This window comes from Antrihabitans auranticaus (genome assembly GCF_016481275.1).
In the GTDB taxonomy this organism is placed as follows: Bacteria; Actinomycetota; Actinomycetes; order Mycobacteriales; family Mycobacteriaceae; genus Antrihabitans.
In genome coordinates, this window is record NZ_JAEMNW010000014.1 from 1 (window position 1) to 12513 (window position 12513).

The 12513-nt window shown below is 65.9% G+C and carries 11 protein-coding genes; 4 read left to right on the plus strand and 7 right to left on the minus strand.

Annotated elements, in window-relative coordinates; translation table 11 throughout:
* Window positions 1-242 precede the first annotated feature (242 nt).
* On the minus strand, window positions 243-1994 hold the full coding sequence (locus JGU72_RS31365; RefSeq protein ID WP_199687851.1) for a serine/threonine-protein kinase PknH/PknJ: 1752 nt from the start codon (window positions 1992-1994) through the stop codon (window positions 243-245).
* A 114-nt stretch (window positions 1995-2108) separates the two neighbouring features.
* Here JGU72_RS31365 and JGU72_RS29400 point away from each other — a divergent pair, with 114 nt between their 5' ends.
* The gene (locus JGU72_RS29400; protein WP_199687852.1) at window positions 2109-5192 is read left to right on the plus strand and encodes an FAD-dependent oxidoreductase; all 3084 of its coding nucleotides are present in this window, start codon (window positions 2109-2111) and stop codon (window positions 5190-5192) included.
* Between the two features lie 10 nt (window positions 5193-5202).
* Here JGU72_RS29400 and JGU72_RS31370 read toward each other — a convergent pair whose 3' ends face one another.
* Complete coding sequence (locus tag JGU72_RS31370) at window positions 5203-6126, minus strand: FHA domain-containing protein (protein WP_199687853.1); 924 nt, start codon at window positions 6124-6126, stop codon at window positions 5203-5205.
* Between the two features lie 161 nt (window positions 6127-6287).
* Between JGU72_RS31370 and JGU72_RS29410 the strand changes: the two genes are divergently transcribed.
* Together JGU72_RS29410 and JGU72_RS29415 are read left to right on the plus strand one after the other, a co-directional pair.
* Window positions 6288-6440 (plus strand): hypothetical protein, encoded by a 153-nt coding sequence (locus tag JGU72_RS29410; protein ID WP_199687854.1) that lies wholly within the window; start codon window positions 6288-6290, stop codon window positions 6438-6440.
* 9 nt (window positions 6441-6449) lie between these two features.
* Entirely contained in the window at window positions 6450-7352 is a 903-nt protein-coding gene (locus JGU72_RS29415; RefSeq protein WP_199687855.1) for an alpha/beta fold hydrolase, read from the plus strand.
* Between the two features lie 5 nt (window positions 7353-7357).
* On the opposite strand, the gene JGU72_RS29420 is transcribed toward JGU72_RS29415, so the two are convergent.
* From JGU72_RS29420 to JGU72_RS29430, 3 genes are read right to left on the minus strand one after another with little or no spacing between them, the layout of a single operon-like run.
* Entirely contained in the window at window positions 7358-8620 is a 1263-nt protein-coding gene (locus JGU72_RS29420) for an acyl-CoA dehydrogenase family protein (RefSeq protein ID WP_199687856.1), read from the minus strand.
* A 2-nt stretch (window positions 8621-8622) separates the two neighbouring features.
* Entirely contained in the window at window positions 8623-9633 is a 1011-nt protein-coding gene (locus JGU72_RS29425) for a phosphotransferase family protein (RefSeq protein ID WP_199687857.1), read from the minus strand.
* Window positions 9630-9926: a DUF6285 domain-containing protein gene (locus JGU72_RS29430; RefSeq protein ID WP_199687858.1), complete on the minus strand. Its 297-nt coding sequence runs from the start codon at window positions 9924-9926 to the stop codon at window positions 9630-9632. Before JGU72_RS29430 ends, JGU72_RS29425 begins: the two co-directional genes overlap by 4 nt.
* Window positions 9927-9986: 60 nt before the next feature.
* Here JGU72_RS29430 and JGU72_RS29435 point away from each other — a divergent pair, with 60 nt between their 5' ends.
* Entirely contained in the window at window positions 9987-10439 is a 453-nt protein-coding gene (locus JGU72_RS29435; RefSeq protein WP_199687859.1) for an SRPBCC family protein, read from the plus strand.
* A 30-nt stretch (window positions 10440-10469) separates the two neighbouring features.
* On the opposite strand, the gene JGU72_RS29440 is transcribed toward JGU72_RS29435, so the two are convergent.
* A complete protein-coding gene (locus tag JGU72_RS29440) occupies window positions 10470-11504 on the minus strand; it encodes a tocopherol cyclase family protein (protein WP_199687860.1) in 1035 nt (344 codons plus the stop codon).
* Window positions 11505-11517: 13 nt separating this feature from the next.
* Window positions 11518-12483, minus strand: a complete 966-nt coding sequence (locus tag JGU72_RS29445; protein WP_199687861.1) for an alpha/beta fold hydrolase — start codon at window positions 12481-12483, stop codon at window positions 11518-11520.
* Window positions 12484-12513 lie beyond the last annotated feature (30 nt).

Below are 12513 nucleotides of genomic sequence, written 5' to 3' on the forward strand. Positions count from 1 at the left end.
GCAACTCAACAACCGCCCCCGCAAAACTCTCGGCTGGAAAAAGCCGGCCGAAGTCCTCGACGAGCTACTGTCCAATCCACCAAATCCACCCGCTGTTGCAACCACCGCTTGAATCCGCCCGAGAATAGGGCCCGAAAGCTGGTGCGACTCCCTAGCCGGGGTGCGGCGTGGGACGGGAGGGGCGGCGGGCGCCAGGAGCGGAATGGCTTCCGACGGAATGGATCCGGGGCCGACGACGGGATCTACCCCGCAGAATTCGCCAGAATCGCCGCGACGATTTCCTGCGATTTGTTTCCGATGTCGGTGTCACCGCACACGACCGCCTCGGCGACGACGTTCGACTGCACGCCCATGGTGTGCTGGCAGACGTATCCGGTCGTCACGCCCTCGGGAACGGTCCTGTTCTGGACGATCACGTTGTCGCGGCTTTCGACCGCGGCCAATGTCGCGTTGACGGTGCTTCCGTCCTGGTTGTCGAACTGGATCGATCCGGCGCAGCTCTGCCACTGCGCTTTCGAGTCGTCGAGCACCTTCGTCGCCCGATCGGCCGACGGCAGGAGAGCCACCGATTGGTCGACGATGTAGTACACCGCTGCCGACTCGGACGTCGAAGACAGACTTTGCCGCAGCGCGGTGTAACCGGTGTCGGCGTAGACCTGACTCTCGAGCGGATAGATGGAACCGACGCATTCCGGTCGCCTGAAGTCTCCCGAGGCATCGAGCAGGGCGGCCGACGTCGACGCAGCTTCCAGTGGCTGACCCGTCATTGTTGCGAGTTGCTCCGCGCTCACCAGCAGGCCGTTCGCCCGGGATGCCGGCACGAGGGACGAATCAGGAGCTACTTCCCCCGAACTCGCGCCGGGACTCGCACCCGGCGCTGCGGACCCACCCGAGTCCGACGAACGTTGCGACAACACAACTCCGACTGCAACTGCGGCGGCAACGAGTATTGCCGCCACTGCGGCAATCACCCAGGTCCGACGGCTTCGCGCAGGTTTCGCCTCCCGCGTTCCTACGTCAGCCGGTGTCGGCGCAACTACCGGAGCCTTGGCAGCCTGCCTAGGTGGTGGTGCGACCCGCGATGGCTGCGCGGCAGGCGTCTTCGCGGCGGGCTGACCGATCATCGTCGCGTGGTCGGTACGTGGTTGCGCAGCCACGACATCGGCGAGAGCCTGCGCAAATTCGGAACAGGATCCGTAGCGGTCGGCGGGGTCTTTTGCCATGCCTTTGGAGATGACGGCGTCCAGGACCGCAAGATCTGGGCGACGGTCCGCCATTCTCGGTGGGGGCGACGTCAGATGGTTGCTGATGATCACTGCCGCATTCGAGTTGTCGAACGGTGGTTTTCCGGTCAGCAGGTGAAAGGCAGTCGTCGCCAGGGCGTATTGATCGGCCTGCCCGTCCAGCGTTGCCCCCATGAGCTGCTCCGGCGCCGCGTAAGCGATCGAGCCAACGGTCATGTTCGTCGCCGTCAGCCCACTGGCGTCGTCCATCTTGCGCGCAATACCGAAGTCGGACAACAAGACTCGACGACGCCGCGACTCCGGCTCCGAATCGCTGAGCAGAATGTTGGCCGGCTTCACGTCACGATGAAGCAGGCCCCGCTCGTGCGCGTGATCGAGCGCGTCGGCGACCCCGGTGACGATCTCGGCGGCGAAGTGCGGCGGCAGACCTGCCGGGAAGCGCCCGCGGAGCAGAACCGCCGCGTCAGTTCCCTCGACGTAATCCATCGTGATCCACAGCTGACCGTCGAATTCGCCGCGATCGTGCACCGCGACGATATGCGGGTGCCACATGCCCGCTGCGAGGTCGGCTTCGCGGACGAATCGCTGCCGGAACTCGTTGTCCGCAGTAAGCGCGGCGGGCAGGATCTTCAGAGCCTCGCGGCGTGGCAGCCGAGGATGATCGACGAGGTAGACCTCACCCATACCGCCGGAACCAAGCATGCGCACGATGGTGAAGCCTGCGAACACGGAACCGGCGGGCAGCGGCATGCGCGAAAGTGTACAACCAAACCGCATCGCTCCAGGGTTTTCCGGGGCGCTACGGCGGCCTGCCACGCGTACGATAAGCCACGCAAACCCGGCGTGAGAGAGCGAGCGGCCGCAATGAACCCGAGCAACCCCGTAGTGGAAATTCGGGAATGGGGCCGCCGTCCCCGCCGAATCGAGTTGAGTGGTCCGATCCTCGTCGGCCGCGATTGCGCCGGCGAGAACCTCGCCGACACAGAAGTGTCTCGCGAACACCTGCGCATCGTGCCGAGCCCGACAGCGCTGTCCGTCGTTGATTTGGGCAGCCGCAACGGGACGACGCTCAACGGCGTCGCACTGCATGGCCGCGCGGATCTGCGCCTGGGAGATGTTCTGCGCCTAGGGCATTCCGAGATCATCGTGATTTCGGTACCGACCGTCCGCGGCGCCGAAAAAGCCGCGCCCGAGCCGGAGTCAGATCACGACTCGACCCGCCTCGGCATCAGAGTCGGCGCTCCCCCGCCGCCGCGCGCGGCTGTCGAACCGACGCGAATGGTCGCTCTGGCAGAGCGAGTGCTCGGCATCGACCCGACCGGCAAGCGTGAATTGTTCCCGGCTTACACCGATCTACCGAAGAAGCTGCCTCTGCTGGCGTGGCAGGCGATCCGGGTGGTCAGCATCCTGACCTACCTCTTCGTGATCGTGCTGCTCTTCGTTCGTCCTGCGGCAGGGCTGTTCATCTTCTTCGGCGTCATCGTCCCGGTCCTGCCTGCCCTCTTCCTCGTCGCACCTGGACTGTGGCGCAACATCTGTCCGCTCGCCGCGACCAACCAGATTCCCCGCGTGCTCGGTTTCACTCGCGCGTTGAACCCGCCCGACTGGGTGCGCAATCGCGGCTACCTGGTTGCGATGGCGCTGTTCTTCGGGATTGCGGGTTCGCGGCTCGCGGGGCTCGACCAGAGCGCTGCGGCGACCGGTGTGGTCCTCGCACTTGTTGCCACAGTTGCGTTTACAGGCGGCTATGTCTTCAAGGGCAAGAGTGGCTGGTGCAGCAGCATCTGCCCGCTCTTTCCCCTGCAGCGCGCCTACGCACAAACCCCGTTCGTCACCGTCCCGAACAGCCACTGCCCGTCCTGCGTCGGGTGCGCGAAGAATTGCTACGACTTCAAGCCGCGGGCGGCCTATCAAGCCGACCTTGTCGATCCGGACCGAAGCTGGACCGCGCAGCGCAAGCTGTTCGTCGCCGCGCTACCGGGCTTCATCCTCGGGTTCTTCACCGCGGTGGGCCAGGATCTCCCCGCGCTGGAAAAGTACGGTCTGCTAGGGCTTTTCGTTCTCGTCAGCGTCGGGTCCTACTTCGCGATCGAGGCGGTGTCGCCTCTCAGCCCGGCCATGGTGGCGATCGGGTACGCGGCAGCGGCGCTCAATATCTTCTACTGGTTCGTCGGGCCCGTCGTCGCGTCGTCTTTCGCCGAGGTGACCGGTATCGAGGTTGCGTGGCTGCGCTGGTTGATCAGTACCGCGGTCGCCGTGGTGACGCTGCTATGGATCGCCCGAACTCGGGTCACCGAACTGCAATTCGCGTGGACGTCGGGCACGCGGACCGACCCCGTTCGGTTGTTGCCACTCGAGCCCGTCGCCGCGGCCGGCGGCGAGGGGGCGGCGCGGGTCCGCTTCGGAACCGACGGTGTTCCCGTTGCCGCCGAAGTCGGCACGAGCTTGCTCGAGATTGCCGAGAAGAACAAGCAACCCATCGAGGCCGGTTGCCGGATGGGCGTGTGCGGCGCCGACCCGGTCGCCGTCCTGGACGGGATGTCTTGTCTGTCCGCGCCGGAACAGGACGAACAGAACACACTGCGACGCCTCGGTCTCGGCAAGACCACGCGCATGGCCTGCTGCGCACGGATCGAGTCCGGCACCGTCACGATGTCGCTCACTCCGGAGCCCGGCGACGGCGCGGGCGCGAAGCCGACAAGGTACGACCGTTCGATCGTCAGCGTCGTCGTTATCGGCGGCGGAATTGCCGCGGTGACTGCAGCCGATTTCGTGCGACGCGGGCATCCCGACTGCGAGATTCACCTCGTCGGGCGGGAGTCGCATGCGCTCTACAACCGGATGGGGATCTCGCGGCTCGTCTACGGCCGGTCCGCGATGCAGGGCCTCTACCTGCTTCCCGAGCAGTGGTACGACGACCACGGTGTCCATGCATGGCTCAACACGATGGCACGACGCATCGACGTACCGTCGCAACGCGTTCTGCTCGGCACTGGTGAAGCCCTGCCATACGACCGCTTGATTCTTGCGATGGGCTCGAGCGCGACCGTACCGCCGACTCCTGGCCTGGACCGGGAGGGAAGTTTCGTCCTGCGCGAAGCCGGTGACGCGATGCGGATCCGCGCATACGCCCAGCAGCACGACTGCCGCCGAGCCGTCGTGGCCGGCGGTGGGCTGCTCGGGCTCGAAGCCGCGTACTCGTTGCACCTGCTCGGGTTGCAGGTGACCGTACTCGAACGTGGCGACAGACTGCTGAGCAGGCAGATCGATCCGCGCTGCTCCGAGCATGTCGCGCAGCACTTCAAGAACCAGGGCATCGAGATACTGCGACGCGCCGAGACCGACCGCGTCGTCGGTGCGCCGGGTGTAACCGGGGCTCTGCTGAAGGACGGTCGCGAACTACCGTGCGACGTCTTCCTCACCGCCGTCGGCGTTCGACCCAATGCCGACCTCGCCCGCGAGGCGGGAATCCCGGTCGGCAAGGGCGTTCTTGTCGACGACCGGATGCGCACACGGACGCGCTGGGTCTATGCCGCCGGTGATGTCGCCGAACACGACGGACACGTCTGGGGGCTCTGGCCTGTTGCGGTCGAGCAGGCGGAAGCGGCAGCCGTGAATGCGCTCGGCGGCGAGATGGTCCTGACCTCGGAGACCCCCGCGACGATTCTGAAAGGCGTTGACCTCGAGCTTTTCTCGATCGGCAAGGTGACGCCGGCGGCGACGGACGAGGTCATCGTCATCGACCGGCCGGCGCGACGTTCGTATCGGCGTTTGATACTGACGCACGGCCGGGTCGTGGGCGCGACGGTTCTGGGCCACCATCCCGCTGATGTGACGGCCGCGCAGAAGGCGGTGAAAAGCCGGACCCAGGTCGCCCCGACCGCGGTCAACGCGCTCCGCGCCGGGGACTGGAGTGTGCTGGCGGCGGAACGGTCCGCAGCGCGCTAGCACTCACCCGCTAGCGCATACCACCTGCGACATGGGTAACGATCCAGTCGCCGACCCGCAGGTTCCACCCCGGTTCCAATCGGGCTGGGGTGGAGCCGATCTGGGTCCACGTCTCCGCACCGGTCGGTGCGATAAAGGTCCCCGCGGGGGTGCCTGCGTCGCGCACGAACACACCGCCCCGGTCCACCGTGACGTATGCGTGCACCCGCGACACGTACGGGTCGTACTCGACGACGATCGGTGACGCCGACGCGTTCGCGACGAGGTCGTCCGAAAGCGGCGCACGCCCGATGACGTAGGGCCGATCCAACGGGTACACGGCGCCGTCGGATGTCGTCAGCACACCGATCACCGGTGTCGCAGCGGCTGTCTCGACCGGCGTCCGGAACGCCGGTGTCGCGGCTGCTTTAGACGGAATCCGTACCGTTGCAACAGTTTCCATGTGATCCGGCGAGGAGACAGCTACACCGCCACGAACCATGACGAATCCGCTGCCTGGCACGACACCTGCCCGTAGGTCCGTGAGCGCGCGCGGCGGTGCCGCGGGGCGGCCACCTTCGTAGATGCCGACACTCTGCGCGGTGTCGGGAACGGGCGCGCTCGCCCAGCGCGGACCGTCGACACCCGACAGGGTTCGGCCGCCTTCACGCGCTCGAATGTCGGCCGTGACCGCGCCCTTCAGAAGAACGAGAACTCCGTCGGCGGTCGGGGCGAGAACACCGAATCTGAGCCCCCTGGCAGGGCCGAATGCGATCGGCGCCAGGCGCTCGGGCAATCCGGCGCCAGGGTGCTGCGTGCGAGCGGCGGCGTCGACCGCCACGAGTAGTTGCCGCACGGTTTCGTCGTCGCCACCGGCGTATGCGACCACGTCGCCGAAACGCGCGATCAGGCCGTCGCCACTTGCGACACCAACTGTGAATGGTCTCTGCTGCACACCGGCCGCCCTTCGTCGGATCGCGTCGTCATCATAATCGCGCGGGGCACCCGACTGCCGCGCGGAAACGACCGGCAGCTTCAATGAACCACAGAACACCGAACCACAGAACACCGAAGCACAGGACACCGTGTCGCTGTGCTGTTCACCAGGAGGTTGGCATGTCGTTGAAGCAAGAGACCGCGGTAGCGATTCTCAGCGCGATCAAGAAGTCTGCCGATTCGGGACTCGTAACGAGCGAAGGCCTGAAGCACTTGGCCGAGGCCTACGCGGCCGTCGTGGATCACGTCGATTCCGACACCTCGGGCCGTTAGGTCACGCGCGTGACCGAGCCCCGCGACACTCGCGTCGAGCTGCCCGCAATCGCGGTCGCAGCCTTGGAGTGGGGTCCGGTGGACGGCCCGCTCGCGCTCTGCCTGCACGGCTTCCCCGATACGGCGTGGACGTGGCGATTCCTGGGGCCGATGCTTGCCGAACGCGGTTGGCGGGTCGTTGCCCCGTTCTCCCGCGGCTATGCGCCGACGTCGATCCCGGACGACGGCAGCTTTCACGTCGGCGCCCTGATGCAGGACGTCCTGGGGATTCACGAAGCCCTGGGCGGTGACGACCGTGCAGTCGTCATCGGGCACGACTGGGGTGCGGTCACTGCGAACGGGCTCGGCGCGTTTCGCACGTCGCCGTTCCGGAAAGTGGTTTCGCTTGCGGTGCCTCCCATTCCGGCGTTCACACCGTCCCGCTCGGTGGCCGATCTGATCGCCATGCCGCGGCTGCTCGCGACGCAGTTGCCCATGAGTTGGTACATGATGTTCGTCCAGCTGCCGGGAGTCTCGGAAGATCGCCTGGAACGATTGGTGCCTTTCCTCTGGCGCCGGTGGTCGCCCGGTTTCGATGCGACAGAAGATCTCCGCCACGTTGCGGACTCGCTGTATCCGAGCGAAAACCGTACCGCCGCATTGAGTTACTACCGAGCCGCGTTGCGACCAAGCAAGCCGCCGGCCGCCTACCGCGCCGCGCAAGCAGCCTGGACCCAGGCGACCCGCGTACCCACGCTCTACCTGCACGGCGTCGACGACGGCTGCATCTCCGTCGACTTTGCGGATCGGGCAGCGGGGGTACTACCGGAGGGCAGCGCTGTCGAGCGGATCAGCGGTGCCGGGCACTTCCTCCAGCTAGAGCAGCCGCAGGAGGTCAATGCCCTCATCGCCGACTTCATCGGCAACGGATAGCCGGATCACACGCCCTTCGGCGCTGCCTGCGCCATGAAGCCGAACAGGTAACCCGCGACGCGGCGCAACTGAATCTCTTCGGCGCCCTCGGTGATTCGGTAGCGACGGTGGTGGCGGTAGATGTGCTCGAACGGCTTGTGGCGTGAGTAGCCGAGCCCGCCATGGACCTGCATTGCGCGGTCGGCCGCCTCGCAGCAGAGCCGGTTCGCCCAGTAATTGCACATCGAGACTTGATCGGACACCGAAAACGGGCCGTCGCGGTCCATCGACCACGCGGTCTTGTGAATCAAGACGCGCAGCATCGTGCATTGCGTGTGCAATTCGACAAGCGGAAATTGAATCGCCTGATTCGACGCGAGCGGCTTCCCGAAAGGCTTGCGCTGCTTGGCAAACTCTACAGATTGGTCGATACAGTACTGAGCCGCACCGAGACTCGACGCGGCCTGCCGAATCCGGTTCTCGTTGAAGAAGTGCTGGACGACTGCCAGGCCGCGCCCCTCCGTGCCGAGTATCGCCGTGTCCGGCACTCGCACGCCGGTCAGCGACACACGCGCGTGGTCGGTCGGCATGTTGAACGTCCAGAGATACTCCTCGACGACGAACCCCGCCGTGCCCATTGGTACCAGGAATGCCGTGATCCCCGCACCGTCCCCCGCGTTTCCCGACGTGCGGGCAAAGATCAGATCTGCGGCCGCGGTATGGACGCCGGTGTTCCATGTCTTGGTGCCGTTGATGATCCAGTCGTCACCGTCACGGACCGCGGTGGTCTCCATGTGCGTGGCGTCGGACCCGTGCTCGGGTTCGGTGATGCCGAACGCGAAGAACCGCCGCCCGGCTGCCAGATCGTCGACCCATTCGGATTGCTGTGCGGGAGAACCATATTCGAGCATAAGCAGCAGACCGACGTTATTGCCGACGATCGCATGCTCGTTCTGCAGATCGCAGTGTAGCCCGAGGCCGCGCCGCGCCAGGTGCTCGCGAATCACCGCCATACCGAGGTTGGTGCCGTCGCGTCCGCCGTATTCCTGTGGGAACGGGTAGCGCAAATGCCCGGCGACGTCTGCCCGACGGCGGGCTTCCGCGAGCAGCGCCTCCCATTCCGCGTTCGGCAATCCCCCGCGTTCCCAGTCGGTGCGCGCGTCTTCCCGCCTGTGGTCGAAGAAACGGATGTTGTCGTCCTCCTGCTCGAGGGGAACGATCTCCGACTCGATGAACTCGTCCAGCTCAGCCAGGTAGGCGACGAGCTCGGCGGGAAGGTCGAAATCCATTGCTACTCCTCGATTTCAGGGGATGTGGGCCGCAGCAGCATCAACAGATCCCACTCGATTTCGTGGATCCGGCGGCCACTTGCCGCCATGACCACATTGCGCACGGTGCCGTCCAGATGCGCGGCGGCTTGGCTCGCCAAACCCACACCCCACCACAGTGTGACCAGCACCTTCCACCAGCGGAATCGATCCTCATCGAAGGTGCCGCCTGCCTTCTCGTACGCGGACACGAACACGTCGCGGTTCGCGAATCCACCTATCTCACGGTCGTCTTCGCGAAATCGCCACATCCGCAGGGCCGACCACGCGGCATCGCGCATCGGGTCGCCGAACCGGTGTGCACCCTCCCAGTCCAGTACGGCACGCAGGCCGTCGGGGCCGACGATGATGTTCCCGTTACGGATGTCCGTGTGTACCAGGGCAGGCCGTTGCAACGGTTCGGGCCGGTGTCGTTCCAGCCAGCGCAGCGCATAGGTGAAGACGCGCCGATCCGCGAGCAAGGTTCCGACAGCCGCCGTCAGCTCCGCGAGCAACTGTGCCGCCGGATCGACATCGGGCGATCCGGGGAGACTTTCTGGCGCCAACGCAGGATCGATGCTGTGCAACGCGGCCATCGCGGCGCCCAGTTGCGCAGCGACCAGGTCACCGATTCCCTCCTGCTGGACGAGTCGTAACACTTTGCGCGGCACGGTCTCACCGTCGACGCGCTCCGACAGCAGGAACGGTCCGCCGACGAAAGCCGCGTCGTCACAGGTCGCGATGACCGCGGGGACCGGCACGCCGTGTGCCCGCGCAAGCTCGCGAACCGCTGCCTCCGTCGAGACGGAGACGATCCCGACCGCGCTCGGGACAATGGTGGCGACCAGGGCGTGAGTGGTGTCGCCGGTGTCCGCGTCCAGCAGCACGTTCCGCCTTCGCGCACCGGCCGAGACGGGTACGACGTTCCCGACCTGCACCGGCCGGCCCCATTCACCGGTCAGGAAACGTGCGAAACCGGCAGCGAGGTCGTTCACTCGGCTTCCCATTCGTCGTAGCCAGGCTTCGCAATCGCGAGGTCGCCGCGGACGACGGCTACGAGCGCCTCCCATTCGGCGCGTTCGTCGCCTTCGGGGAGCGCCGCGAGGACGTCGCTCTCGCGCTTCGCGGACTCGGCGCGGAGTTCGACCTCGCGCTGCACGATGCGGGCCAGATTGGCGCCCACGCGTGCCTGGTGCTGCAACGACGGCGGAAGCGCCGGCAGCAACGTGTCCTCGAGCAATTCAGCAAGCGTGGCCAGTAGTTCGGACGCCGTCGGTCGATACTGCATCTGTCCGACTGTAGTTCGGACACGACGAACCGGCCCCCGAGTCCATGTAACCTCTCACGCATGCCAAAGTTCACTCAGACGCGCAGCACCGTCGTCAACGCCGATTCGGCAGCAGTTCACGCTCTGCTCAACGACTTCCACCACTGGAGTGCATGGTCGCCGTGGGAGAAGAAGGACCCGGAGCTGAAGCGCACTTTCACGGGTGCCGAGCAGGGCACCGGCGCGAAATACGCGTGGGAGGGCAACAAGCAGGTCGGCACCGGCCGCATGGAGATCACCGGCTCGACGCCGCAGCGTGTCGACATCGACCTGGAGTTCATCAAGCCGTTCAAGGCCTCCAACAAGACGATCTTCGAACTGACCCCGGCGCCCAGCGGCACCAAGCTCGACTGGACCATGACCGGCGAGCGCAACTTCCTGTGGAACCTCATGGGAAAGCTCTTCTTCGACAAGGCGATCGCCAAGGACTTCGACGAGGGCCTGGCATCGATCAAGACGCTCGCCGAGAACTGACAGAACGAACCGGCGCCCCGGTCAGCAGCTTCAGCGTGCGCTGACCGGCCCGGCGTCTGCGTCGTCGGCACTTCCGCCGCGGCGTAGGACCTCGGCCCGGGCCCGTTCGATGCCGCCATGCTCGAGGCCGGCCAGCTCCGATTCCCCGCTCCACACGAGCTTTCCGCGCCGTCGGACCTCGACTGCCAGACGGCCACCCAGATGCTCGATCGCACCGGCGATATTGCGGCGCTCGCGCGGTAGCGGCACGGGCAACACGTGGGCGTCACCCAACGGCGCACTTCCCTCGACCGTCACAGTCAGCGTTCCGCGGCGCCCGCGCAGCGACCACGTCTCGTCGCCGACGTCGGCGCTCACGGGCGAAACACCCGGATTTCCGAGCCGGATCAGCTTCCCTCCAGGCAACCGCACGACCAGTGCCGTCACCTCCGTGCGCAAGGGACCGGCGCTGACTTCACCACCCGCAAACGCGACGCAGGCGTCAGGTTCAGCGAAACCCTGCGCCTGGCCCCACCACCACGAATCGGGGAATCCGCCTTTGCCCCAGTTCTTTTCGCCGTACACCTGCGCGCCGTCCAGGCTCCACGATTCGCCACCGAGCTGCGCGGTGCCCTCGACCTTCCCGCCGAGCAGCCACGGGTGCCAGTACTGATTGAGCGCAGGGACGGACTGAAAGACGCTCGACCCGCCGAAAGACCGACGTGGCCACTCGATCCGGTCCGAGATTCGCACGTCGAGCAAAGCGTCGGGTCCGAGGTCGACCTGCAGTCGGTCCGCCGAACCGCGGAAGGCCGACCCCGCCGCGGCGCCGAGGGCGTCGCCGACGGCCGAACCTTCCGGATGCACCATCGTCCGCAGAAATCCGGCCGGATAGGACCCAAGCCCGAGCGTCGACCACGGTCCCGTGTCCGACCGATTGACCCCGATGAGCGCGATCACGGACCGACCCGACTCGGGCTGGCTGAACCGCCAGAAGTAGCCCTCCATCGCAACGCCGTGGGCGCGCCGGGGATCACCGAACGGCAGGTCCGCGCCAGTAGCGCGATATCGATCGAGCAGGCCCATCTGTCAACCGTACCTATGCGAAGAACTCGACGAAGTGCACGATGACTCGTTCGGGCAGTTCTTCCTGGATGTAGTGACCGCACTGCATGGGGTCCCATGCCTCGACGTTGCTCGCGTATCGGCGCCAGATGTCGAGAAACTCGCGCGATCTTTCGGGTGGGTGGCCGCGAGCACCCCACAGCAGAAGGGTCGGTATCGTCAGCTTCGTCGCCGCATCTGCGGTGTCCATGACGAAATCACTCGTTGCGGTCGCTCGATAGTCCCGGCACGAACCCGTGATCGTCTTCGTCGTGTAACACCGCACGTACTCGGCGAGCGCCCCTTCGGTCAGGAAGCCCAGCCCGGTCCCGCCTCTGATCGTCATGCGAGAGCGAAGAAAGTACTCCGGCGGCACGGCGCCGATGAGCGTTTCGGGGAACGGCTCGGGCTGGGCCATGAACGCCCAGTGCCAGGTCCCGATCACCCATTCCTTGGTGATGTGGGTCCATACGTAGTGGTTCGGGACGATGTCCATCAGGCAGACCTTGAGCACTCGCTCGGGATGATCGATGCATAGGCGGTGAACTGTTCGGGCGCCCCGATCGTGGCCCGCGACAAAGAACTTCGAGTACCCGAGCTGATCCATGACATCGAGCAGATCCTGAGCCATCGCGCGGAACGTGAAGTTGGCGTGGTCGAACCCGGGCTCGGGCAGCGAACTGTCGCCGTAACCCCGCAGGTCCGGCAGGATCACGTGGTACCGCTCGGCAAGTCGCGCAGCAACCTTGTACCAGCAGGTGTGGTTCTGCGGATTGCCGTGCACGAGTAGCAGAGGCGGCCCGGTTCCGCCGTGCCGAAGGCGGATCGTGGCGCCCGACGTCCGGACATCGACGTGCTCGAAGCCTGGAAAGTGCGCCGCCACTTCGGGACTACCCCACCGCGCGGGGTCGACCACGTAGTCGTTCGCGGTTGCAACAGCAACGACCGCAAGTCCCGTCATTGATGCAGGCTATCGAGCGTTGCGCGAGAC